At 67.6% G+C, this 23,889-nt stretch carries 20 protein-coding genes and 2 pseudogenes; 11 read left to right on the top strand and 11 right to left on the bottom strand.

What is annotated here, in order from left to right:
- Window positions 1–218: 218 nt before the first annotated feature.
- From AB0G15_RS40910 to AB0G15_RS40890, 5 genes are all read right to left on the bottom strand, one after another.
- Window positions 219–1,061 (bottom strand): peptidoglycan-binding protein, encoded by an 843-nt coding sequence (locus AB0G15_RS40910; protein ID WP_362850879.1) that lies wholly within the window; start codon window positions 1,059–1,061, stop codon window positions 219–221.
- A gap of 1,017 nt (window positions 1,062–2,078) precedes the next feature.
- Entirely contained in the window at window positions 2,079–3,278 is a 1,200-nt protein-coding gene (locus AB0G15_RS40905) for a cellulose binding domain-containing protein (RefSeq protein WP_362850877.1), read from the bottom strand.
- A gap of 536 nt (window positions 3,279–3,814) precedes the next feature.
- Window positions 3,815–4,762, bottom strand: coding sequence for a PaaX family transcriptional regulator C-terminal domain-containing protein (locus AB0G15_RS40900; protein WP_362850875.1), 948 nt, complete (start codon window positions 4,760–4,762; stop codon window positions 3,815–3,817).
- 332 nt (window positions 4,763–5,094) lie between these two features.
- Window positions 5,095–6,510 carry a hypothetical protein gene (locus AB0G15_RS40895; RefSeq protein WP_362850873.1) on the bottom strand — a complete coding sequence of 472 codons (1,416 nt, stop codon included), beginning with the start codon at window positions 6,508–6,510 and terminating at the stop codon, window positions 5,095–5,097.
- Between the two features lie 314 nt (window positions 6,511–6,824).
- Window positions 6,825–7,325 (bottom strand): MarR family transcriptional regulator, encoded by a 501-nt coding sequence (locus tag AB0G15_RS40890; RefSeq protein WP_362850871.1) that lies wholly within the window; start codon window positions 7,323–7,325, stop codon window positions 6,825–6,827.
- 105 nt (window positions 7,326–7,430) lie between these two features.
- On the opposite strand from AB0G15_RS40890, the gene AB0G15_RS40885 reads away from it, so the two are divergent.
- Window positions 7,431–8,246 carry an alpha/beta hydrolase gene (locus AB0G15_RS40885; RefSeq protein ID WP_362850869.1) on the top strand — a complete coding sequence of 272 codons (816 nt, stop codon included), beginning with the start codon at window positions 7,431–7,433 and terminating at the stop codon, window positions 8,244–8,246.
- A 92-nt stretch (window positions 8,247–8,338) separates the two neighbouring features.
- On the opposite strand, the gene AB0G15_RS40880 is transcribed toward AB0G15_RS40885, so the two are convergent.
- Window positions 8,339–8,614 carry a hypothetical protein gene (locus tag AB0G15_RS40880; protein ID WP_362850867.1) on the bottom strand — a complete coding sequence of 92 codons (276 nt, stop codon included), beginning with the start codon at window positions 8,612–8,614 and terminating at the stop codon, window positions 8,339–8,341.
- A 465-nt stretch (window positions 8,615–9,079) separates the two neighbouring features.
- Between AB0G15_RS40880 and AB0G15_RS40875 the strand changes: the two genes are divergently transcribed.
- A complete protein-coding gene (locus tag AB0G15_RS40875) occupies window positions 9,080–9,835 on the top strand; it encodes an SDR family oxidoreductase (RefSeq protein WP_362850865.1) in 756 nt (251 codons plus the stop codon).
- Between the two features lie 514 nt (window positions 9,836–10,349).
- On the opposite strand, the gene AB0G15_RS40870 is transcribed toward AB0G15_RS40875, so the two are convergent.
- Window positions 10,350–10,574, bottom strand: a complete 225-nt coding sequence (locus tag AB0G15_RS40870) for a hypothetical protein (RefSeq protein WP_362850863.1) — start codon at window positions 10,572–10,574, stop codon at window positions 10,350–10,352.
- Window positions 10,575–10,766: 192 nt separating this feature from the next.
- On the opposite strand from AB0G15_RS40870, the gene AB0G15_RS40865 reads away from it, so the two are divergent.
- Together AB0G15_RS40865 and AB0G15_RS40860 are read left to right on the top strand one after the other, a co-directional pair.
- Window positions 10,767–12,425, top strand: a complete 1,659-nt coding sequence (locus AB0G15_RS40865) for a hypothetical protein (protein ID WP_362850862.1) — start codon at window positions 10,767–10,769, stop codon at window positions 12,423–12,425.
- The gene (locus AB0G15_RS40860) at window positions 12,422–12,796 is read left to right on the top strand and encodes a hypothetical protein (protein WP_362850861.1); all 375 of its coding nucleotides are present in this window, start codon (window positions 12,422–12,424) and stop codon (window positions 12,794–12,796) included. Before AB0G15_RS40865 ends, AB0G15_RS40860 begins: the two co-directional genes overlap by 4 nt.
- A gap of 301 nt (window positions 12,797–13,097) precedes the next feature.
- Here AB0G15_RS40860 and AB0G15_RS40855 read toward each other — a convergent pair whose 3' ends face one another.
- Window positions 13,098–13,484: a hypothetical protein gene (locus tag AB0G15_RS40855; RefSeq protein ID WP_362850860.1), complete on the bottom strand. Its 387-nt coding sequence runs from the start codon at window positions 13,482–13,484 to the stop codon at window positions 13,098–13,100.
- A 376-nt stretch (window positions 13,485–13,860) separates the two neighbouring features.
- Between AB0G15_RS40855 and AB0G15_RS40850 the strand changes: the two genes are divergently transcribed.
- The 5 genes from AB0G15_RS40850 to AB0G15_RS40830 all read left to right on the top strand — a co-directional run bounded on the left by AB0G15_RS40850 (window position 13,861) and on the right by AB0G15_RS40830 (window position 17,127).
- The gene (locus AB0G15_RS40850; RefSeq protein WP_362850859.1) at window positions 13,861–14,316 is read left to right on the top strand and encodes a hypothetical protein; all 456 of its coding nucleotides are present in this window, start codon (window positions 13,861–13,863) and stop codon (window positions 14,314–14,316) included.
- A 196-nt stretch (window positions 14,317–14,512) separates the two neighbouring features.
- Complete coding sequence (locus AB0G15_RS40845; protein WP_362850857.1) at window positions 14,513–15,058, top strand: winged helix-turn-helix domain-containing protein; 546 nt, start codon at window positions 14,513–14,515, stop codon at window positions 15,056–15,058.
- Window positions 14,983–15,588 (top strand): IS630 family transposase, encoded by a 606-nt coding sequence (locus AB0G15_RS40840; RefSeq protein ID WP_362850855.1) that lies wholly within the window; start codon window positions 14,983–14,985, stop codon window positions 15,586–15,588. The genes AB0G15_RS40845 and AB0G15_RS40840 overlap by 76 nt, the downstream gene beginning before the upstream one ends.
- Window positions 15,589–15,738: 150 nt before the next feature.
- Window positions 15,739–16,371, top strand: a complete 633-nt coding sequence (locus tag AB0G15_RS40835) for a DUF6461 domain-containing protein (protein WP_362850853.1) — start codon at window positions 15,739–15,741, stop codon at window positions 16,369–16,371.
- A 327-nt stretch (window positions 16,372–16,698) separates the two neighbouring features.
- Window positions 16,699–17,127, top strand: a complete 429-nt coding sequence (locus AB0G15_RS40830) for a hypothetical protein (protein WP_362850851.1) — start codon at window positions 16,699–16,701, stop codon at window positions 17,125–17,127.
- Window positions 17,128–17,321: 194 nt separating this feature from the next.
- On the opposite strand, the gene AB0G15_RS40825 is transcribed toward AB0G15_RS40830, so the two are convergent.
- On the bottom strand, window positions 17,322–17,972 hold the full coding sequence (locus AB0G15_RS40825) for an HAD family hydrolase (protein WP_362850849.1): 651 nt from the start codon (window positions 17,970–17,972) through the stop codon (window positions 17,322–17,324).
- Between the two features lie 291 nt (window positions 17,973–18,263).
- On the opposite strand from AB0G15_RS40825, the pseudogene AB0G15_RS40820 reads away from it, so the two are divergent.
- Window positions 18,264–19,382: pseudogene (locus tag AB0G15_RS40820) on the top strand (IS630 family transposase).
- Window positions 19,383–19,419: 37 nt separating this feature from the next.
- On the opposite strand, the gene AB0G15_RS40815 reads toward AB0G15_RS40820, so the two are convergent.
- Window positions 19,420–21,726, bottom strand: a complete 2,307-nt coding sequence (locus tag AB0G15_RS40815; protein ID WP_362850847.1) for a beta-L-arabinofuranosidase domain-containing protein — start codon at window positions 21,724–21,726, stop codon at window positions 19,420–19,422.
- A 595-nt stretch (window positions 21,727–22,321) separates the two neighbouring features.
- On the opposite strand from AB0G15_RS40815, the pseudogene AB0G15_RS40810 reads away from it, so the two are divergent.
- Window positions 22,322–22,955: pseudogene (locus AB0G15_RS40810) on the top strand (LLM class flavin-dependent oxidoreductase); the annotation flags it as partial.
- A 91-nt stretch (window positions 22,956–23,046) separates the two neighbouring features.
- Here the strand turns inward: AB0G15_RS40810 and AB0G15_RS40805 are convergent.
- Window positions 23,047–23,889, bottom strand: an 843-nt coding sequence (locus AB0G15_RS40805; protein ID WP_362850845.1) for an RICIN domain-containing protein, incomplete at its 5' end; no start/stop codon positions are given.

Below are 23,889 nucleotides of genomic sequence, written 5' to 3'. Positions count from 1 at the left end.
ACCCCTGGTTGTTGCTGTTGAAGTAGTAGCAGAACTCGCCGCTCTCGCACACGCCGTTGCGACCGGCCGCCGAGGCGGGCGCCGCGGTGGCGAGCGTCGTCCCGCCGAGCGCCACCATGGCGGTCGCCGCGGCGAGGATCCTGGTGAGAGTTCTCATGGTGTTCTCCTTGGGTCTGCTTCTGTCTGCTTGTGTCTGCGGGGCCTGGGGTCCGGACGAGTCAGCGACGCCGGTACTCCTCCCAGGTGCGGACGGTCACCTTCGGGCCGTCGTCCGGGCCACGGCCGGAGAGCCCGTTCAGGCCGAGGTAGTAGTCACCGACCTGGTTCTGGGCCTGCCTGGAGAGGTCGGTGTCGCTGATGGCGACGGCGTGGATGTGCCACGGCCAGTCGCCCTGACCGGGGCTGCGCACCCATGCCGCGAAGCCGACACGTCGCAACGCGCGGACGACCGCGGTGCGGGTGGCGGAACTCATCTTCTTGACCGAGATGTCGACGACGCCGCCGCCGTCGTGGGTGCCCGCGGACGTGGGGTCGCCGCCGGGGTTGTACGAACCCTGATCCAGCACCAGGTCGTGGCCGAGCAGCCGCTTCGCCTCGGCCAGCATGCTTCGCGTGCGGGTGTCGACGACGCCGCCGCCGACGGAAACCCGGGTGCCCGGGTCGATGATGTGGGTGACCTTGAACCGGCCGGCTCCGAGCCTGGTGAGCGACGTCCGGCCCGGCAGGCCGTTGGCGGCGAGACCGGTGAGGCCCAGCGACTTCTGGTACTTCGCGTAGGCGGTGACCGTGGTGGTGCCGAAGTAACCGTCCACCCACTTCGCGTCGAGCAGGCGCCGGTCGCGCAGCGCCCGCTCGACGAGGAGCACGCCGGCCTTGGCGCCCGGTGTCAGCGTGTCGTCGGACCGCCGCGGGTCGATCTGGGCCGCCTTGACGAGGGCCTCCATGTTCACGCTCGGAAGGGCCCCGGCGTCGGCCGCCCGTGCCGCCGACATCCCGGACGCCCCGGTCAACGAAGCGAGCAGGGCGGCCGCCACGAGGGTGGCGCATGAGGGCAACTTCATCGTTTCTCCTGGTTCAGGACGCCGGGGAGTGATTCCTGCGGCGGAGCCCACAGTTCCGGTTCGCTCACGCCGTCCACAAGAAGATCTTGTTGTCAGCCTGTTCGACAGGCTCCCCGTACATGCGTACGGGCCATCTGACAGGCGATCCGACGGCCGGTGAGACGCGCAGCCCACGACCGCGCAGGTGCCGGCCGGCGCAGGAACATGCCCGAGCTTCGCGACGGTGTGACGAGACGCGGCAGGGCCCGGTCGTACGTGATCCGCGTCGAGGGCCCGGAGACCGCTGAGGGCAAGCCCGGGTGGGTGAGCGGCTTCGCCACAGAAGACGAGGCCGAAGCGGCTCGCGACGAGGCGCGCGTCAGCGCTCAGCACGGCAAGCGCTCAGCACGGCGAACGCTCAGCACGGCAAGCGCTCAGCACGGCGAACGCTCAGCACGGCGAACGCTCAGCTGTGAGTACGTCGACTCACGATCGAGGGCTCGGCGGGCGCGATGGAAGGCCGGCGGTTCGAGGGCTCGACGAAGAGCGGCCGAAGCCTCGGCGCCGGAGTCCTCGCCGGCGCCGTTGGCGAGGACTCCGGCGGTCCTTACGCGGTTCTTACGCGGTGATTCCGCCAACAGCCCGGACCGCGGGTCCCGGGCCCGCCGACGCGCACGACCGCGATCCGCGGCTTGAACCTGACCGGGACATCGGGACATACGGATTCCGGGATCCGATCAGGAGCCCTCGCGGTGCACGAGCAGCATGAACGTCCGGGCGTAGGACGTCCCGCCGGCCGGCCGGGGCCGGCCGAGACCGGCCGGCACGCGTGAGGCCGTTTCGTGGCGGACACCGTCGGCGTGGACCTCGGCGGTTTCGACCAGGCCGTCGGCGCCATGGCCGCCGCCCGTCCGACGGTGGAATCATCCGGCGTGTACGGGGGCGGGCTCCGGGTGTCCGGCCACGGCACCGTACACACCACAATCGGTGACCTTGAACTCCGCAGCCTCCGGCGGGCCCTGCCCAGGCGGGCCGGGGTCAGCCGGCGGTGCAGGTGACGGTGGCTCCGGCGCCGGTTCCGTTGCCCTGGAACCCGAAGTTGGTGCTCTGCCCGGCCGCCAGCCGCCCGTTGTAGCTCTGGTTGGTGACGGCCACGCTGCCGCCGGTGCCGGAGTTGACGCCGTTCCACAGGGAGGTGATCGTGGCTCCGCCGGGCAGGGTGAGGGCGACCCTCCAGCCGTTGATCGCGGCGCCGCCCGCGGTGACGTTGACGGCGGCGACGAACCCGCCGGCCCACTGGTCCTGCACCGAGTAGGTCGCCGAGCAGCTCTGGGGCCCGCTCGGCGTCGGGGAGGGGGTCGGGGTGACGGTGGGCGTCGGCGAGGGGGTACCGCCGTCGAGCGTGAGGTTCTTCTGCTGGACCTGCCACTGGGTGCCGCACAGGCCGCAGTTGGAGCCGACGAAGTTGGCGCCGGCCGTCGTGTCGCCCTTCAGCCGCCACTTGAGGTACAGCACCGCCACGCGGCCGAACTCGCCGCCGTTGGGCTGGCCGTAGGTGCCGCCGTGCCCGACGTTCAGATTGCCCATGAACGCGGGCAGCCCCGCAGGCAGCTTGCCCCAGTCGTCGACGGCGTTCGGGTAGGCGATGTCACTGGGCCCGCCGATGAAGTAGGCGATCGGCTTCGTCAGCCGCCTGAGCTGGTAGTCGTCGGCGTCGTTCAACAACCCGCTGCTGAAAATGGTGGTCGTGGTGATACGCGGGTCGTTGGAGACGGCATAGGCCTCCAGCCCCCCGCAGGAGAAACCCCCTGCGGCGATCTTGCTGGTGTCGAGCCTGCCGTAGTACTTGCCGCCCTGGCGGCTGTTCTCCGCGACCGCCCAGTCGATGGACTGGGTGAGCATCTGGGACGTCGTCGAGCCGGAGCCGTTCGGGCCGCCGCTGGCGATGGCCAGGAACCCGTGCGAGGCGATCTCACGCAGGAAGTTCAGCTGCGACGTCCCGTTGGCGGAGCAGCCTCCGTTGCCCCACACGAAAACGGGAAGCTTCTCGGACGGGAGGGCTTCGGGCCGGTAGATGGTGTGATTGGGCAGGCCGGCCGAGGTCTCGTAACCAGCCGGATAGGGACCCGAGTTGAGGGCCGCCGCGGCGCTCGGCGTCATGGTGAGCGCCACCATTCCGGCACCGACCGTGGCGACCACGGCCGCCAGTGCCGCGCTGACGATCGAGCGTTTTCTCATTTCGCCCTCCAAGGGTGTCAAGACAGCGCTCTGTGCCCGATGTGGCATGCGCGGCGCACGCCGACGGAGCCCGGCAGCGGCACGACCACTCCCACCGCGGCCAGGCCGGTCGGCGCCGGCCGAATCCGGAGATCGATACGGCGGACCGTCGACGGCAGGTCGCGCTCGTGTCAGGCGGAACGAGCCGACGGGATCAGCGTGCAGTTACTATCACTGCGGTAATAAAAAGTGTCAAGAAAGTGCACCCGGTCGGTCGAGCGGTGCGCGCGCGAACCGGAGACGTTCCAGGCGCATTCGGCTCCGGGCGTGGGCCGGCCGATCACGCGAACCCTCGGGACGGCGCCACCGGCCCCCTGCCCGGCGACGGGAGGACGCACCGGTGTGGGCGGCTGCAGCCGCAGGTCACGATGCCCGGCCGGCCTGACGCCCCGGTGGGATCGCGGTGGGCGGCCGCCGGTCGGGAAACCGACGCGCCGCAGCCGTCACGAAACGCACCCTGGCGGCCGGGCGCTCGTCCGAACGGATGAAAGTTTCTTTCAGCCGTCCCTGCCGGCCGGGGCCGATACGGAGTTCTCCGATGCCCGGAAGTGGGTGATCCAGGACGCGGCGTCCGGCCAGTACGGTGTCGCGACCCGGATGAGCCGCGTCTCGGCGAGCGAGCCGAGAGCGGAATGGATCTCCAGCATGAGGTCCCTGGCGGCCTGGCGGGGCCACGGCGCCGGCAGGAGGTGCTCGGGGAGGTCCGGGTCGATGTCGGGGAACTTCCGCCAGGAATCCATGACGGAGGTCCGGGCCACCAGCGCCCGGGTCGCGTCGACCTCCCCTTTGCGGACGGCCACCCGCAGGTCCGAGTACCGTGCGATGAAAGCCTCGTAGGCCGAGGCGAGGCCGGCCAGATCGTAGGCGGCGGCCGGACCGTGCGGGCCGGCCTCCTCGTCGAAACGAGTGTGCATCACCGACCATCGGCTGCCGTCGACGTCGTTCAGGATGTCGTGCAGCGCCTGAGTCACCGGACCGGAACCGGATCCGGGCCGGATCCACACGCTGTCGTACAGCCGCGCGAAACCCAGCGACCCCAGAGCCTTGCGGACCGCGTGCCGGGGGGCCTGGCCGGACTGGGGGATCGAGAAGGAGACGGTCACCCAGTCGCCGGTCCACCGCGGCGGGCGTGCGCCGAAGCTCAGAAAGTGATCCATCCGGGAGCGATGCCTGGCGATCGCCTGAGGCGTGAGGTGGTACACGGGCGGCCGCGCGGTTCCCCGCACGGCGATCAGGCCACGCTTGGTCAGCCGGGACAACGCGGCCCGCGCGCTGGACTCGCTGATGCCGAACTCCCCGAGCATCGCGACCACCGCCACCGACGGAAGATCGGCGTCCGAGGAGTCGAGGTACTCACCGAGCAAGGTCGTCAGCAGGTGCTGCGGGTTGGGGCCGGCCTGTGCCCGCGGGGCTCCGACACCGTCCGAAGACACATGGACACTCACGTCATCAGCCTGCCTCACGACAACGCCCTCGCCGAACGGCTCCGGGTCCGCGCCGTCGCCCCGGAGTCCCTCCCGGCGAAGCCGAGACCCCTTTCATGGTCGGATGCCCGCGCATCCTCGACGAGAAGACCGGCGAACCCGAGACCGGCAAGGCCGGCGAGGGCATGAGGAGATCATCGGAAGCCATGGGCCGGTACCCGAATACACGACGGCATTCATCGTCAGGTGCCGTAACACCGAGCCTCGCGGTTCCCTACCCAAAGCACTTGTGCCGAGCGTCGCGATGGTCCGTGACTCTGCGAGCCTTACCCGTACCACTCTCGGCGCGAGGGTCACCAAGCCTCGACGTAGGGCATCTGCTCGCCGGGAACGATCCGGCTGGTGCCCGATTCGACGTCGATGCGCAGCAACTGGGAGGCGGCGCCACCGCACGGCGGCAGTCCCGTCAGCGGTGACCTGTCCATCTCCTCGGCCTCGCGATCGACGCCGACCAGCAGGTGGCGGCCGGTCGGGTCGGGCTTCAGCGACTCGATGTGGCCGCAGTCCAGGTCGAGGAGCCTCCTGACCATCCGCGTCCCCTCGTGCAGGACGAGCGTGCGGGTCGGCCAGCCGAGCGCGCGCACCTGCCGCCCGCCGGGCAGTACCAGGAGCGGCCTGGAGAACTCGTGCTCCGCGGGGGCGGCGACGTTCCTGACCTCGCCCGTCTCCACGTCGAGGGTGGCCAGGGTGCTCGCCGGAGTGCTGTGCTCGGGGAGCGCGAGCCTTCGGGTGTCCAGCCACTGCAGGCCGTAGCCGCTGACGGGCCACTCGCGCTCCAGGGTGCCCACGAACCTCCCCTCATCGGTGGACCGCCCGTAGGCGATGCGGCCCTCGGATGACAAGGCCAGGCCGATGGCCGTACCCCTGATCGAGGGGGTGAGCCGCTCGCCTACGGTGACGCGACCGTCCGCGCTCATGGTCAGCCGATAGAGGCGGAAATGACGGCCCGACCGGTTGCTGATCGCCGCCACGTAGTGGCCCGGCTCGGTGTCGGCGGCGATGTAGGCGTAGTCGCCGTAGGCGCGGGTCGCCTCGGGCAACTGGTCCATCAGCTCCCCGGACTCCAGATCGAGCACGTACGGGAAGAACGACCTGATCAAGGCATAACGCGGGGTGCCGTCCGCGTTGGCGGGCAGGCCGATCAGCGCGCCGGGCAGCAGGACGGCCAGCACGACGGCCGTCGCCGCGATCCCCGTGTTGCGCAGGTCGGTCAAGCGCGGCCGGACACCCGCGCCGGCGATCCCGGCCAGCAGGACCATGGCGGCGGGAGAGAGCAGCCAGGCCAGGATCATGCGCGGCACCGACAGGGACGGCGGCGCCAGCTGCGCCTCGAGGCACTCCCGCCACCACAGGGGCGGCTCGGGAGACAGCCGGTCCCCGGCCTCGGTCAGCGCGACGGGCAGCAGGGCGAACGCCAGCCCCAGCGCGGCGGGGCGGAAGGAGGCCGTCCGTCCCGGCAGAGCGGCGTCGGCCCGTGCGCGCGACCGGAGCGCCCACAGGGCTGCCAGCGCCAGCAGGATGGGCTGGAACACGATGAGCAGCGCGCCGAGCACTTCCGCCGCCACGGCCGCGGCGTGGGGCTGGGGCGTCTTCATCGGCACACCGCTCATGCAGACGACCGTCTGCCGCTCGGCGAGCAGGGGGTCGGCGAACAACTCCCACAGCGACAGCGTGACCGCCGCCGACCAGAAGAACCACACTGCGCGCATCGGACGGCTTTCCAGTCGGTTTACGGGGGATCGGGGTAGCTTAGCGCCTGCCGCGACACAAAGATCAGCTTCGTGTTCAACGGCCCGGCGACCAGTTGCCTCCCTACCCGTGCGAGGGGTCGCCGGTGGATCGTGACCGGCGCCGGTAGGTCTGGTACAGGGTGGACCGGTCGGCGACTCCCGCGACCAGATGTGCCGCGCGACGCCTGCTCAGGGGCCTTCTTGCATGTGTGCGGCCGGAGGTACTCGAAACCCCGGCCTTCTGGTCCGCAGGCAAGGGCCGACGCCGGGGTGACCGAGGGCGAGCGGGCCGGTCAGCGCGGCGTGTTTCGGGCGGTGTGGCCGACGGTGGAGGTCACGATGTAGCGCAGGAGGCTCTGCAGCCGGGTGAGGGTGGCGCCGTCGAGACCCAGGGCCTGGTCGAGGACGTCGGGAATGTGGGCGGCCTGCGTCTGCAGGGCGCGCCCGGCGGCGGTCAACGTGACCTCCACCGAGCGTTCGTCTTCGGCCCGGCGCTGCCGGCGCAGTAGGCCGCGGGCCTCCAGCCGCTTCAGCAGCGGCGAGACGGTGTTGTAGTCCAGCCGCAGCTCCGCGACCAGGTCGCAGACCGCGCGCCGGTCGTGCCGCCACAACACGACCAGCACCAGATACTGCGGGTAGGTCAGCCCCAGCGGTTCCAGCAGCGGCCGGTAGACCGCGGTGACGCTGCGCGAGGCCGCGTACAGGTCAAAGCAGAGCAGCTCAGACAGTGGCCCGGGCTCGGCGGCCGGCTCCATCGGGGCGGCTGCGGCGGGAGGGGGTGCATTGGATGCCATGGGAAAAGTGTAGGCCACTAAGAAGTGCCTCCGATTAAATCGTGCACGATGGAATCGTGTACGCTCTTCTCGATTCGAACCGATCACCACCTGAGAAAGGACCCCATGTTCCGTTTCACCGCCCGTCCCCGCGCCCTGACCGCCCTGCTCGGCCTCGCGCTGGCCACCGCGTCCCTCACCGCCGCCGCCCCGGCCGCATCCGCCGCGACGACGAGCGAAGCCAAGCCGACCATCGTGCTGGTGCACGGCGCGTTCGCCGACGCCTCCAGCTGGACCGGGGTGGCCCGCGATCTCCAGCGCCATGGCTACACCGTCATCGCCCCGGCCAACCCGCTGCGCGACCTAGCCGGCGACGCCGCCTACACCGCGGCGCTGCTCAAGAGCATCAAGGGCCCGATCGTGCTGGCCGGGCACTCCTACGGCGGCGCGGTCATCACCAACGCCGCCCGGGACAACGCCAACGTCAAGGCCCTGGTCTACATCGCCGGGTTCCTGCCGGACACCGGCGAAAGCGCCGCGGACCTCGCGGGCAAGTACCCCGGCAGCACGCTTGGCCCGACCCTGCAGGAGGTCCCGCTGCCCGGCGGCGGCACCGACCTGTACGTCCAGCAGGCCAAGTTCCACCGGCAGTTCGCCCAGGACGTCCCCAGCCGGGACGCGGCGGTGATGGCCGCCACGCAGCGGCCCATCACCGCCGCGGCGCTCAACGCCCCGTCCGAGGCCCCGGCCTGGAAGGACATCGCCTCCTGGACTCTGATCCCGACCGGCGACAAGAACATTCCGCCGGCGGCGCAGCGCTTCATGTCCAAGCGCGCCCACGCGCACACGGTGGAGGTCAAGGGGGCCTCGCACGCCGTGCTGGTCTCTCAGCCCGAGGCTGTGGCCAACCTGATCCGCCGCGCCGCGAAGAGTGTCGACTAGGACGACTCTCGTGAATCCTTGACGACGGTTTGGTATAGATCAGTGCGGTGAGTGATCGCCCGAGGGATGAAGACCTCATACCCTCGGGCATCTCATGGCCGGCGATCAGGGCTGCGGCTTCGGCGCTGGGGAGTCGCGTGTGAGCCCATCCGTAGCGGCCACGTAGACCGCTCGTCGTCGGGCAATAGCTGGAGGGCGACGAAGCCGCCGTGCGAGTGGCCGAGGAAGTACCCGGTGAGGGCATCGGCGTCGTCGAGCACGGCTTCGGCGAAGCACCCGTAGCGGGACATGGAGTAGCCCCCTTCCGATAGCAGGTCGCCGTCGCCGGAACCGACCGGGTCCGAGTACACCAGGGCCAGACGGCGCATCAAACCAGGACGCTGAAGCCCCTGAGACGGCATGCCCGTCCAGGGGCTTTTCGCTGAGGCGGGACGCCGTCCTCTCAGCCGTTACGCCGATCGCGGATCACATGGCGGATGTGAGCCCTGTCCGTCCACTCCCTGTCGATCTCCCTGCCGACAGGCGCCAGGGCCGGCGTGAGGAGCGATGGGCCGCATCAACCAGCACAGAAAACAAGATCACGAACAGTGTTAAGCTATCGTCGCCTCGTAACGGTAAGAGTACGACTGATCACTTTAGGTTAACGTCGATGGTAGCGTTCTGTGATTTTCGAGACGCTCTCACGCGCAGGTACGCGAGACCGGCGCCGCCTCCGGCTTTGGCGGTTCGGTGGGCGTCTGAGCCGATGACCCTTGTCGACGCCTCGTGAGGTATTCGAACGGTTCCGGGTGATCATGTCGATGGCCCGCGATGATGAGCAGGAGGTGGGGCCCATGACCGGGGCGACCGGCAGGGTGGCGTTGGTGACAGGGGCCAGCAGCGGGATCGGGGCTGCCACCGCGCGCCTTCTGGCCGCGCGGGGGATGCGTGTGGTGGTCAACTACCTCCGCAGCGTCGCGGCGGCTGACGAGGTCGTGGCAGGCATCGAGGCCGCGGGTGGCCAGGCCATGGCCGTGCAGGCCGACGTGCGTGAGGCAGCGGCGGTCGAGAGCATGGTCGAGCAGGTCCAGGCGACATGGGGCGGCATCGACGTGCTCGTGCACAACGCACTCATCCCGTTCGCGATCAAGCCGTTCCAGGACATGTCGTGGGACGAGCTGGGCGGCAAGCTCGACGGCGAGATGCGTGCGGCGTTCGCGGTCACCAAAGCCGTCCTGCCCGCGATGACCGGACAGGGCTGGGGACGCGTCATCTATATCAGTACCGGCCTCAGTCGCCAGCCCCGGGAGGGCCTGATCGCACTGGGTACGGCCAAGGCCGCACTGGTGCAGTTCGCCCGATATGTTGCCCAGGAACTGGGGCCGACAGGCATCACGGTCAACATCGTCGAGGCCGGCCCGGTGGAGGACACCCGCATAGTGAATGCGCTCGGCGAGGAGCACAGGCAGCAGCAGGTGGCCGCCACTCCCCTGGGCCGCCTGGCAAGCCCCGGCGACGTCGCCCAGGCGGTCGCCTTCTACGCCGGCGAGGACAACGCCTTCATGACCGGCACCACGGCCGCGGTCAACGGCGGGATGTCCATGTACTGACGCCTCGCCGCCCTTCGCACGCGGGCCATATGACGGCCGGACCGCATCTGCACACCTTCACGGCCTCGCAGGAACCTGAAACAGCCAGCAGCGCCGACGACTTCGTGCATGGCCGGCCGTGGCCTCTGATCCGGGAGCTCTGCCGGGCAGGCACGAGCCTTCGGCTCCCAGGCCGGCTCCCACCGACACCGAAGGGGCCGGCTGAGCAACACGACGAAAAGGCCCTTGGAGGCGTAACGCCTGCCCAGGGGCCTTCTTGCATGTGTGCGGCCGGAAGTGCTCGAAACCCCGGCTTTCTGATCCGCGAGGAAAGGCAGATGCCTCATCAGCGCCGCTCCGCCCTGCTCAGGTGGTTGCCGCGGGTCAGTGGAGGGTGATCCTGCCGCCCATATCGGTCGTCAGCCACCACGTCACCGTGGCTTTGGCGATGACGGCATCGAGTTCTGGTCCGATGGTCGCCCGGAAGGTGAGCGGAGGCTCCGGCCTACGGGATCACCCTTGCCGACCAGGTCTTTCAGGATGACGGTGGATCTTTCAGGATGACGGTGGAGTCGTCTCGCGTGAAGATCACGCGCTTGGTGAGATCGGAGGCGACGGCCCACTTGCGACCGAACTGGAGCGAGCCCACACGCTTGATGTCGCACTGGAACCATTCGGCGGTGTTGTTGACCACCCGCGAGAGCGAACCGGGGCTGATGTTGCCCACCTCGGTCACCGTGGCGGTGAACTGGCCAGCCATCAGCCGCCTCACTGCCGCCACCGGGACCACATGCCTAAATATCACTTTCTAGTAGCCATTCAATGACGGAACGTCTAACGTGGGCCGGGCTGATCTCTCCCCCGAGAGGAACCAGGCATGCACACCGGTCCTCCAGAGCCTCCGCCAGCTGTCGACCATTCGGCCACCCCGCAGTTCCCTTTCGGCGCCGCCATGCGGGACGCGACCCGGTACATGTCGGTCGCGGCGTACCTGGATCCGTCGTTCCGTGAGACGGCGCTGCGCGAGCTCATCCGGAACCGGCACCGCGGCGTCGCGCCCTCGCACGGTGGTTTCGACGTGGTCCCGGTGCTGCGGCACTGCCTGCGCGCGCGATCGTTCCTGATCGCGCGTGAGGTCGTGCTGACCTTCGTTTTCGTCGGCGGCCTCGTTTTCCTCACCCAAGGCACGATCCTGTGGCTCGCCACGGTGTTCCCGCTCGCCCTTCTCACCGTGAGGCCCCTACGCGGGCTCCCCCTGCCGTACAGGTTCATCGCCTGGCTGGTTCTCTCGGCACTCGTGGCGGTACCGGCGAACCTCGCGGTCGCGGCCCTCCTCATCTTTTCCGCCGTCCTGGGGACCGTCGCCGAACCGCAGGTGCAGTTGCTGATCGTGGTGCTCGCGTCCCTCGGCGTGGCGGTCGGCTACCGGATCGCCGTCTACCGCGTCATCGCACATCATCTGCGCCCGGGGGCGCGGCCGCCGCACGGTCCGGTGTCCGACGAGGAGGTGGAGCAGCGGCTGCAGTGGATCGGCGCGGCGCAGCACGGGAACGTCACGCTCTACTCCGGTCGGAACCCGTTTCTCGGGGCCGGCGACGTGGCCCGGGCCTGGACCATCGCCGTCGAGATGGACCGGACGACGGGCGCGCGGGACGGCTCCGGGCCGGTGCGGCCGCTGGTCGAGATCGACCCCCTGGAACTACACCTGTTCGTCCGGGAACGGCTGGCGCAGATGAGTGCGCAGTCCCACCCGGCGGGCATCATCAACCTGCACATCCGGGACCAGATCGTCGCCACCGGCCGGTTCAACCAGCTGCACGGCTGGAACGGCGCCGGCCCGGCGCTGCATCCGCTGGTCGGCCCCGAGCAGCTGCGCCCGTGGACGAGCCTGCCGGACCCGGTCGTCGCCGCGGTGATCCGCAGCCCGCAGGCGGGCGCGCGGCACTACCAGCGGCTGGACATCAACTCGGAAGGGCCGGCCGTGCTCGACCCGGCGGGCCGCACCGTCATCCCGGCCGAGGACCGCGGCACCGCGGTCACCGCGTTCGTCCACCTCGCGGTCGGAGGCCGCATGCTTCACACCGAGTTCATCGTCACGGTGCTGCCGCCCGCGGCCAGGACATACCGCTCGGTGGACGAGCTACCGCTCTCCTCGCCCGCGCTCCTGGCGTACCACGCGCTGCGCGGGCGCTGGCTGTACCTGTTCCGCGACATCGCCGCAGCTCCGCTGCGGCTGCTGCGCATGGCCTGGCAGGCGTTCCGGCACAGCATCGGCGTGGACGACCCGCGGGCGTACACCGCCTACGACTACGGCGCTCGGCTGAGTCTGCGCGAGCTGGGCGCGGCCGAGCAGACGGACACCCTCATCCAAGAACTGGACACCTTCAAGTACACCAAGCTCGTCGAGGAGCGGCTGACCTCGGCCGTGCTCGACTTCCTGGAGAACCGGGGCGTGGACACCACCGCGTACCGGCGGCAGGCCACCGCGGTCTCGATCTCCAGCACCACCCACTACGAGTACAACGGCAACTATCCGGGAGCGCAATTCGGCGGGCCCGGTTCCCAGTTCGTCCAGAACGTCAACACGCAGCGGGCCGAAGGGGGCGCATGACCGACAAGGACAAGTACACCTACAGCGGAACATTCACCGGCAGCCAGTTCGGCGGCGACGGCTCCCATTTCACGCAGCACGTCACGGCGGGCGGCCAGGCCACCGACCCGGACCTGGTGAGGCTGCAGGCGCTGCTCACCGATCTGATGGCGCACGTCGCGGCCCGTTCCGGCGAGATCGACCACCCCGAACGGGCAGGCCGCGACGCGGAGGAGATCCTCAGCGAGGCCGCCCGCCCGGCCGCGGAGCGGGACACGGGCCGCATCGCCGACGCGTTCCGTCGCCTCCGCGACCGCCTCCGCCCGGTCGCCGACTTCGCCGATTCGCTCAGCAAGCTCGCCGACCTCCTGGCCAAGTTCATCCCCTCCTGACCGGATCTCGCGGACAGCCGCGCGCAGCACCGTTGACCGGCGCGTGCGCGCGCCCGCCACCTGGGAAAACTCGTACACCACCTCCGCGGGCGCAACCCCGAGGTGGACCGACGCTTGGTTCACGTCCGGGCGACCCTCCTCTGGTGAGGCTTCGGTTCTGAGGGCGATACCAGGTGACACCTGCGACCTTCCACCTTTTTGGCGGCGGAAAGCGACCGCTAGATGCGATCGCCCGCACGGACCGACCGAAGAAAGCCTTCCAGGGTGCTCTTGGGAGGCTTTCGTGGTGAATCTCGCGAACTCACCACTCGGGAAGTTCGTGAGCGTCGGGATAGAGCGAAACGATCTTCTTCAACAGCTCGGGGCTTCCTGTCTGCACATCCCAGTAGCCGCTGTCGAAGGCCCGGATACTCACCTCCGGCACCGATGGACTGTCGCCATGGCCCACCAGCTCTCCATCGATGAGCTGGCCCTCCCCGCTGAACAGGTCGATGAGACGACTCGTGGTCACCAGTGAGTTCGCCGTGGCCTCGGTGATCGCTTCAGTCTCCGGAGAGACGAGCCAGTCGATGATCAATTGCCAACGATGGCCCTCGATCAAGGTACCGAGGGAAGCAAGGACCTCCGCCAGGCCGATGTAGTGGCCTCCCCGCCAAGCCGCGAACGAGAGGACGCGGATCTCGGTCACGTGCTTCACCCTCCCCTGCGACGGACGCCTCTCGCGCGGAGCAGACCCAGGACGCTTGATCAGTGGCGGCCGTCAGACCCCGTCGCTGTATTTCGCTGCTGCAGGGATAAGAAAAAGGCCCTCCGGGATCATCCCGGAGGGCCTTTGACCTGCTGTGCGGCCGGAGGTACTCGAAACCCCAACCTTCTGATCCGTAGCCAGTTCGAGAACGTCCACCGACGTCCACAGGTGTCAGAAAACCCTGCTCAGACCCGCCTTATGCTTGACCGTCTTCTGTAGATGTCCACTCGCGTCCAGGGATGGTGTTAGCACTTCCGTTAGCAAGATCACGCACAGCGCAGAGGCTCTGTCGGACCCGATCGCTACTCTCGCGCCCATGACAGTGCCCGAGATCATCCCCATCGCCTACGAACCTGAGTATCACACCGGCGACATCGGCCATTGGGAGGGCGGTCAGTTCCTCGGCTCCGTCGTCGCCGCCTTCCCCGAGGGTTACACGCATACCGACGACTGGCAGGAGCACAAACGCTGGCACGCCGTCCTGCACACCTTCGACGCCGCCGGCCACCACCTTGACTCCCGCATCGAGCGCACCGGGACCGATGATAATCACTGGGCCGCCGTCACCATCGCACGCGACCGGTTGAATGAGTGGCTCAGCGCGCTCCCCGGCCTCCGCTTCGGCGACATCGCCATCCGCCCCTTCCGGCACAAAGTCGATGGAGTGCTGTTCGGCCTCGTCATCGAGACCTTCGAAGGCGTCGAACACGCCGAGCTCTACCCGAACACCATTGGCTTCTACGAACCTTGGGACGGCTCGTACGACACCTGACCACCAGATCCGTGGGGAAGGGCAGATGCCTCGGCGACCGCGTCTGGCCCTGCTCAGGTGGTAGATACAGTCCGGTGGCGGGTGATGGTGTGAGACGGGGTTGCTGTATGAGTTGCTGTACTGATCAAGAAACGTAGGCGTGACAAGCTTGTGCCCCGTTGATCGGGATCATTTTCGCGGGTGACAGCCTGGATGTATGAGGTATTCAGACAGAAGCGGAGGGCTGTCTGCGCGGGTCCGGGAACAGCGGCAGGAACTGCGGTTGCGGGCGGCGGACATGTTCGCCGGGAACATTAAGCCGCCGCGGGTGGCCCAGTTGCTGGGCGTGACGCGTAAGTCGGCCTATGAGTGGCATCGGGCATGGCGGGCCGGCGGCAAGGCCGCGCTGGCCTCCAAGGGAGCCACCGGTAATGGCTGCAAGTTGACCGATGAGCAGCTGATGCACCTGGAGACGGCCTTGGAGCAGGGAGCCGCCGTCTATGGGTGGAGTGACCAGCGCTGGACGGCGCCACGGATCGCCACACTGATCGCGGAGACGTTTCACGTGTCCTACACCGCCCGTGGGGTGGTGTATCTGCTGAGGCGGCTGGGCTGGTCGTTTCAGGTGCCGGCACATCGAGCCGCCCGGCGTGACGAGGCGCGGGTCACCGAGTGGACGAGGATGGTGTGGCCGGCGATAAAAGCACCTGGGCGGCTTGGGGATCGTGGCTGGTCTTCGCCGACGAATCCGGCCAGAGCCTGAGACCGCCCCGAGGAAGGACCTGGGCCCGCAAAGGCCAGACCCCGGTGCTGGAGGTCTCCTATGGTGACCGGGGCCGCGTCTCGATCGCTGCTCTGATCTGCATCAAGCCAGGTCATCGCGTTCGGCTGATCTACCGCACGATCACTTACCACCAGCGCCGAGGTGAGCGGAAAGGGTTCGTCGCGGCCGACTTCAAGGCTTTGCTGCATGCGGCCCATGCCCAGTTGGGCGGTCCGGTCTCGCTGGTGTGGGACAGCCTGCCCGAGCACGTCAGCGCGCAGATGCGCGCGTGGATCAGCGCTCAGGCCGACTGGTTGGTGGTCTATCGATTACCGCCGTACGCGCCCGACCTCAACCCGGCCGAGGGCATCTGGTCCAACCTGCGCATCGCCATGCTCAATTTCGCCGTCCGCAGCATTGACGAGCTCACCGCTCTGATCAAGCACCGGCTCAACCACATGCAGTACCAGCCCAAGCTCCTGGCCGGGTTCATCGCCCAGACCGGCCTCATGATCTCCGAGCCGATGTAACGCTCGGCTTTCTCGCTCAGTACAGCGACACTCAGTCTTGGTCCTGGTCAGCAGGTGCTTTCGGCTGCTGTACAAAGGTTCCCTTGCCATGGACGCTACGAATCAGGCCGCGCTCGCGCCCGACGCGCCCACAAGTGACCGCTTTTTGTCATGCTCGACTGGCAGCATGTCGGCATGATTGCGACTGCCGCTGACTACGCCTGGTTCGCCTTTGGCCGGTTCATCTACGACGAGTACACCGATCTTCGGGAGGCATACTGTTTCACCCTCGTTCGCGGGCTGACACCTGAGCAAGTTCTGGCCAGGACCGGGGCCGAAGGCTTTCCGCCCATGGGACTCAAGGAGCTGATCCAGGCAGGGGTTTCCGACCTTGGTAGGTCCGGCTCCGGGTATAGCCACTTCTTCGGAATCACAATCATCGGTGACTGGGCGTTCATCGTCGAACCCAACGGCTTCATGGGCGTTCTCCCCAGCATCGCCGAACGGTTGTCGGCGGGCACCCGACTGGTATCCCATTTCCGCAATGTCAACGGGCAGGAAGACTTCCTATGGATGGAAGACGGCCAGGAACGTCTAGCCTTGGAGCCAAGTTTTTCCGACATCGACTCCTTCACCAAATGGGACGAGGAATTCACCGAGATCGCACGGCAGGTCGAATTCGACACCGCACACAGCAGTGAGTCGTTCTTCGCGATGGCCGAGTACCTGACTGGGGTCAAGGTGACGCCGGAACTGCTGGAACAGTCGGTCTACCTGTGTGGAGTCGCTCCCAACTCACAGTAATCACAGCCATACGCTCCCTCACGGATGGGATCCGCGGCAAGCAGGTAACGTCTTCGAGCTTGCACTCACTGAGGAGAACCTGACCGAGCTGAAGAACAGTCGACCGCCTACGACGTCCCTTCAGGCGGAGAAGACTTTCTGAGCGATCAGCACGACCGTCCGCTTTTCAGACGGACCAATCACCCTGGTCGGGTAGCGGAGACCGTGGTCAGAGGGTGGTGGACGGTGGTCGAAGTGAGTCCGTGTGTGGGGACGTTGCTGTCAGCGCTGCTGTCACCGCTCCGCTGGCCTCTGCGAGATCGTTTCGATCTGTAGGAGCATGTCCTCATGTCAGTGACCGAGTTCGCCGGCGTGACCAAGGACAAGGATCGTGGCATCACGTCCATGGGAGGGCTGTACGAGTTCTGGACCGAGAAAGGGGCCCACGTCTACCTTCACGACACCGACTTCACGCGTCTGACCTATAAGGCCGACAGGCCGCCGACGTTGGAGCTGGAGTTCGTCTACGACCCGCAGTGGACTCCACCCGAATTGTCGAAGACGCCCGTCGTGGTCTTCCGGTTCGAGGACGTCCGCCTCGTCGAGTGGCACGAGGACCAGGAGGGCCATGACTGCGTGGCCACCCACCCTGATGCTCCACCGGGACAGGTCGAGCTGTTCGACTGGGACGGCACCGACATGTTCACCCTCGACACCTTCATACTGCGCTTGATCTTTCACGCGCCGCGAGCAGCGGTAACCGTACGTGCGAAGTAGAGCGGAGAAGCCCTCACGGCCTACCTATTCGAATCCTAGACCTCTTCATTACGAGTTAGATCACGACTGTCCAGGACCGTCCACAGCTGTCATTCGAGCCTAGTCAGGCGGGTTCCACGAGATTCCTCGGTCCACGGCCGTCCAGAGCTGTCGTTAGCAAGATCGACGATCGCGTCTTCTCGCCTCCGAATCGGTCACTGAACCACGTGCAGGATCTCCATCGCTTGAAGCACATCCGTGACGACGTGGTCCGCCTCGTGCTCCTGGTCCAGCCACGTTCCCCGGTCGATCCAGACGGTCCAGAGGCCGGCGGCCCGTCCCCCGCCGATGTCGGCGACCAGATGGTCACCGATCATCCATCCCCCATCGGCCAGAGTCATGCCACACCGCTTGGCGGCGATCTCGAACAGGCCGACATCGGGCTTGCGGATGCCTTCAAGTCCGGAGAGCGCGTAGGCGTCGACGGCCTCTGCCAGTCCCGTCCGCTGGATCTTGCCGAGTTGGTTGTCCGCCGTCCCATTGGTGACGATGGCCACCTTCCACCCGGACGCACGCAGCCGCGCCAGTCCATCCATGACCTCGGGCCGGCAGCGCACCAGACACGGCATGTGCCTGCGATAGCGGCCCCACAACTCCCCGACCGACTCGGAGAGGGCGAAGTGCTCGCGGACCTTGCCGAAGAAGACCTCACGATGCGGATAACCCGCCTGGTTGAGAGCGATCAGCCAGTCAACCGCCTCGCGTCCGAGGCCGTACCCGTCGGCGAACTCCGCAGCCCACACCCGAAACGCCTCGTCCAGGTTTACGAGCGTGTTGTCCAAGTCGAAGAGCGCGAGCCGTTGCACGGTGACACCCTATGTGGGCCCCTGCCGATGGATCGCCTGTGTCACGAACTGATGACTACCAGCACTTCTCGGTGAACGGCCGCTGAGACCAGCACCGATGTCACAAGTGGGCCGCTGACCTGCACTTTAGCCCCTCATCCTTTCGCAGCATTTCCGAGCGTCTCGCACCGTCGTGTGCCCGCGCTCTGCCCCGCCGCCTAGTGCTGTGACCGGAAACGATCACCGGGTTCGCGCGTAGTCGGCGGTGCCTATTGGATGGGTAGATCACATCCCAACGGCCCGGGAGGCGCGGTGGCAGAACCGGTCAGGGTACGCAGGCTGACTGACCCCGAAGGCCAGAAACTCCAGCAAATCGTCCGCCGGGGCAGCACCAGCTCGGTGTGGTATCGGCGGGCGATGATGCTGCTGGCCTCCGCGGGAGGCAACACCGTCCCGGTCATCGCCCGCCTGCCCGCCGCGGATGAAGACACCGTCCGCGATGTGATTCACCGGTTCAACGAGATCGGGTTGGCCTGCCTGGACCCTCGGTGGGCGGGAGGCCGTCCCCGCCTGCTCAGTGACGACGAGGAAGCCTTCGTTGTCCAGATGGCCACCACCCGCCCGGCCCGGCTCGGGCAGCCTTTCACCCGCTGGTCGGTCCGCAAACTCGCCGCCTACCTGCAAGCTCTTCCCGACCGGACGATCGGCATCGGCCGGGAGGCGTTACGCGCTCTGCTGGCCCGCCGGGGATCACCTTCCAGCGCACCAAGACCTGGAAGGAGTCCCCCGACCCCGACTTTGAGGCCAAGCTCGACCAAATCGAATACGCGCTGACCCAGCGGCCGGAGCGGATCTTTGCCTTCGATGAGTTCAGCCCGCTGGGCATCCGCCCTGCACACGGGTCCGGATGGGCGCAGAAGGGGCGGCCCGATCGGCTGCCGGCCACCTACCACCGCACCCACGGGATCACCTACTTCCACGGCTGCTACTCCGTCGGCGACGACCTGCTGTGGGGCGTCAACCGGCGCCGCAAGGGCATCGACAACACCTGGGCCGCACTGCGCTCCATCCAGGCCGCCCGCTCCGACGGCGGCCCGATCTACGTGATTCCCGACAACCTGTCGGCGCACAAGAGCTGGCGCATCCGGGCCTGGGCGAAGAAGAACAAGGTCGAGCTGTGTTACACCCCGACCTACGCCTCCTGGGCCAACCCGATCGAGGCGCACTTCGGCCCGTTACAGCAGTTCACCATCGCCAACTCCGACCATCCCGACCACACGGCGCAGACCCGGCTCCTGCACGCCTACCTGCGCTGGCGCAACGCCAACGCCCGCCACCTCGCCCTCTTGGCCGCCCAACGCCAAGAACGCGCCCGAGTTCGTAGCGAAGGGCATTCGCTGGGGCGGCCGACCAGCCTCAGTCGTGGCCTGACGACCGCCCATCCCGGTGATCGTTTCCGGTCACAGCACTAGCTGTTGGCCACCAAGCGCCACCGGTTGTCGGCGGTTCCGTTGTCGGAGTCCTGGACGGCTTGGGCGCCGTTGGCGGTGGAGTTGTTGGCGATGGCGAGCAGCTTGCCGCTGTTGACGTTGCGGATCTTATAGGTTCCGTCGCCGACGGCGACCAGGGTCCACCGGTGGTCGGCGGTGCCGTTGTCGGACCACTGCAGGACGCGGGCGTTGTCGGAGGTGGACATGTTCTCCACGCCCAGCACCTTGCCGCTGTTGACGTTGCGGAACCGCACGTTGCTGCCGTCGGTGATCATCACCCAGTTGTGGTCCGCGGTGCCGTTGTCGGTCCACTGCAGCGCCAGGCCGCCGTCGGCGGTGGACATGTTCTGGATGCCGAGGACCAGGCCGCTGGCCGCGTTGACCAGCCGGTAGCTCGACGCCGCGCCGCCGGTGTTCCAGTAGACGGTGTAGTTGTGCCCGTGGGCGTCGTAGAAGGGGATCAGGTTGACCGTCGCGTTGTTGGCGGTGGCGGTGAAGGTGAGCGCGGTGGTGCTGGTCCGGGTGATCGACGAGGTGTTCAGGGCCGGCAGCGCCGACAGTGAGGTGTTGCCGTAGTTGCCCGACAGTACGACCGGACCGTAGGTGATCGCCGCGACGTTGGCGTTGTCGTTGGCCGCCTTCATGACCACGCGCATGGGCAGGCGGACCGTGACGGTGTCGCCTGAGGTCCACGAGCGGGTGAGGGTGGCGTACGTGCCCGGGGTGGTGTCCACGCTCTGCTGCGCGCCGTTGACGCTGATCGTGGCGCCGGTGGTCCAGGAGGGGATGCGGATCCGCATCGTCCACGAGTCGCCAACGTTGCCGGTGACCTGCAAGGTAGTGGTGTCACTCGCGGGAAACGACGTCGTCTGGGTGATCGTGATCCCGCGCTGGGTCCAGTTCAGCACCGACGGCGCGAACAGGTTCACGGTCAGCGTGTTCCCGTTGTAGAAGTAGATGGAGTCCATGAGCTTGGTCTGCGTCTCAAGGCCCGTGCCCTGGCAGCACCAGAACGAGTTGTAGTCGGTGCTGTAGCCGGGGTTGCGGCCGCCGACACCACGCCGTGCGCCGGGGTTGAGCGGGGTGAAGTAGACGACGTGGCCATGGGCGTCGTTCGGGTTCTGCTGGCCGATCATCTGGTTGATCAGCGCACGCTCGTAGTAGTCGAACAGGTCGGCCCGGTCCGGGTACAGCGCGAACAGCTCGCGGGTGAGCTTGAGCATGTTGTAGGTGTTGCAGCTCTCGCAGGTCTCGACGGCGAGGTAGGCGGCGATCGCGTTGGGGGCCCGGAAGTATTCGGCCTCACTGTTGCCGCCGATCGCGTACGTGTGCGCGTTGACGGTGATGTTCCAGGCGTTGGTGGCGATGTCCCGATAGCGGGTGGTGCCGGTCGCCTTGTACTCCCGCGCCGCGCCGATCCACTTGGGGATCTGGGTGTTGGCGTGCAGGCCGTTGAGCCGGTTCTGGTTGGCCGCCAGAGGGTCGAAGACCACGGCGTGGTCGAAACGCTGCGCCGCCGTCAGCCACCGCGCGTCGCCGGTCTGCTGGTACAGGTCGGCCATCGTGGCGTTCATGCCGCCGAACTCGTTGTTCAGCATCGACTGCATCTGGGCGTAGCTCAGCCGGCCGGTACGCCAGTTCACCCAGTCGGCCATGTTCGTGGCCACGGTGAGGGCTTCGGCGTTGCCGACGAGCCGGTACTGGTCGAGCAGACCCGCCAGGATCTTGTGAAGGGTGTACCAGGGCGCCCAGACCGGCTGACCGCTCTCCACCCGGTTGATGAAGCTCTCGGGGAACGCCGACAGGTAGCCGGCGCGGTAACCGCGGTTCGGCGCGGCCCTTTGGCAGGCCGCCAGCACGCTGATCAGGTAGTCGCCCTTGGTCTTGAACGCCGAGTCGCCGGTTACCGCGTACGCTTGCGCCAGCGCCGACAGCAGATGGCCCATCGAGTGCCCGCGCAGTTCCACGCTCGGGGCCTCCCAGCCCCCGGCGGGCTGAGCCGTGCTGGGAAGACCGGCGTTGAGCCGGAAGGTGTGCAGCATCCGGTCGGCGTCGATGAAACGCAGGTAGGCCAGGGTCCGGTTCTGGTTGTCCAGCCATCGACCGCTGGTCAGCCGTACTTGACCGAGGTCGAACGGGTACGCCGACACGCCGATGTCGGCTCTGACCGGGGCTACCGCGGCCTTGGCGGCGGACGCGCCGAGGGTTGGGGCGGCGGCCGAGGCGACGACCGCGACGCCAGCGGCCTGGAGCAGCTGACGGCGGCTGATCGGTGTAGGCGACACGGAGTCTCCTGGATGTCTGAGAGGAGCCGAGGGCGTTGTTAGCGTTAACAACATTGATGAGGCTTCGAAGGACAGACGGGCAAGTGGAGAGGCGGCGACGTCCCCTGTGGAATTCGGCCCTTCCGGCGTTTCTCGATGAATTCATCGATGGCCGGCCTGAGCGCCATTCCGGGAACGTCTGCGTTCAGTCATGCAACGTTCGAACCGATTCGATTGACGATAAGAGCAGCGCACCGCGAATGTCAATGAGTGGTGAGCACGGGCCTCGAGGGCGGGACCTCGACGTCCGTGACAGGCCGGACAGCGGGATGGGGGCCGTGCTCGGCGAGACGGCACCAGGGTGACCGCATGAAAATTTCAGGCCCTTCGAGAAATCGGACCCTCTCGCCGCCTGTCCGGATGCGCCGCCGACGACAACGCGGCGGGCGTGTACGGCGCATGAATGAGATGTGCAGGAGCCGTCAATGCCGCGGCGCTTCGATGGGGAACGTGACCGGAACGACCGGTCGCGGATGACTCAGGGGAACTGGTCCCGATGACCGATACGTGGAGCCTCGATGTGGTGCGCGACGAGTTCACGGGCTGAGTGATCATCATGCAGTTCGGCATTTTCACGGTCGGCGACATCGCCCCCGACCCCGCGACCGGGCGCGCCCACCGAGCACGAGCGCATCAAGCGGATGATCGAGACGGCGCTCAAGGCGGAGGAGGCCGGCCTCGACGTCTTCGCGATGGGCGAGCACCACAATCCGCCGTTCGTGCCGTCCTCGCCCACCACGATCCTCGGGTACATCGCGGCACGGACCAGCAGGATCCTGCTGTCGACGTCGACGACGCTGATCACCACGAACGACCCGGTGAAGATCACCGAGGACTACGCGACACTTCAGCACCTGGCGGACGGCCGGGTCGACCTGATGATGGGCCGGGGCAACACCGGCCCGGTGTACCCGTGGTTCGGCAAGGACGTCCGCGACGGCATCGCGCTCGCGGTGGAGAACTACGCGCTGCTGCGCCGGCTGTGGCGCGAAGACGTGGTCGACTGGCAGGGCAGGTTCCGCACGCCCCTTCAGTCGTTCACCTCGGCCCCGCGCCCGCTCGACGGCGTGCCGCCGTTCGTCTGGCACGGCTCGATCCGCAGCCCCGAGATCGCGGAGCAGGCCGGCTACTGCGGCGACGGGTTCTTCCACAACAACCTCTTCTGGCCGATGGAGCACACCCGGCGGATGACTCGCCGCGTGATCACTCAACCCGGCAGACCTTTCCGGTCACAGCAAGCCCTAGCGGGGCGGTGCGACGGAACGGTGCTGGGTCCCCGTGTCACATGGCGACGATCTGCCATTCTTGGTTGGCGCCGCTGTTGGTGGCCCATTGGATGACTCGGGCGCCGTCGGCTGTGGAGCCGGCTTCGACGTCCGCGCACAATCCGTTGCCGACGTTGACCAGCCGGTAGTAGCCGCTTGTGGCCGCGGGGACGAGTTTCCATCGCTGGTTCGCGCCGTTGTTGTCGGTCGTCTGGACGAGGGCGGTGCCCTGGTTGGCGTTCGGGCTGGTGAGGACCTTGCCGCTGCCGGCACCGGACAGCCGGACCGAGCCGTCGGAGTTCTGCGACATCTGCCACTGCTGGTTGGTTCCGCCGCTCCAGGGCCACTGGACGATGGCGGCGCCGTCGGCGGTGGAGCCGCCGGAGACGTCCAGCACCTTGCCGCTGTTGCGGTTGACCAGGCGGACGACGCCGGTGGCCGGGCCGCCGGTGCCCAGGCCGACGGTGATCTGGGTTGTCGTACCCGCGGTGAGTGACACCTGGCGGGCGTGGCTGCCCAACGGCGAGGTGGCGACGCCCGCGCCGGTGGTGACGGAGGTGATCCCGCGCCGGCAGATGAGCGTTACGGTCTGGGTGATGTCGGAGGTGACGGTGGCGGTGACGGTCCGGGCACCGAGGTCCCAGGTGAGTGACGCGATCCGAATGCGGTTGCGGCCGCGCACGCCGGTGATCGTGCCCTTGGCGAACTGGTCGGGCAGCGCGGGCAGCAACTCCAGGATGCCGGGCCTGGTGTAGATCAATGCCTCGGCGAGAATCGCGGGCAGCGAATTGGCGGCATCGGCGTTGTAGATCGCCAGGTTCGGGTTGTGGGAGGTCATCAGCGACCGGAAGATCATGTT

Origin of the sequence: Streptosporangium sp. NPDC023825 (assembly GCF_040639575.1) — a bacterium.
GTDB lineage: Bacteria > Actinomycetota > Actinomycetes > Streptosporangiales > Streptosporangiaceae > Streptosporangium.
This window is presented reverse-complemented; position numbering and strand designations above follow the sequence as displayed.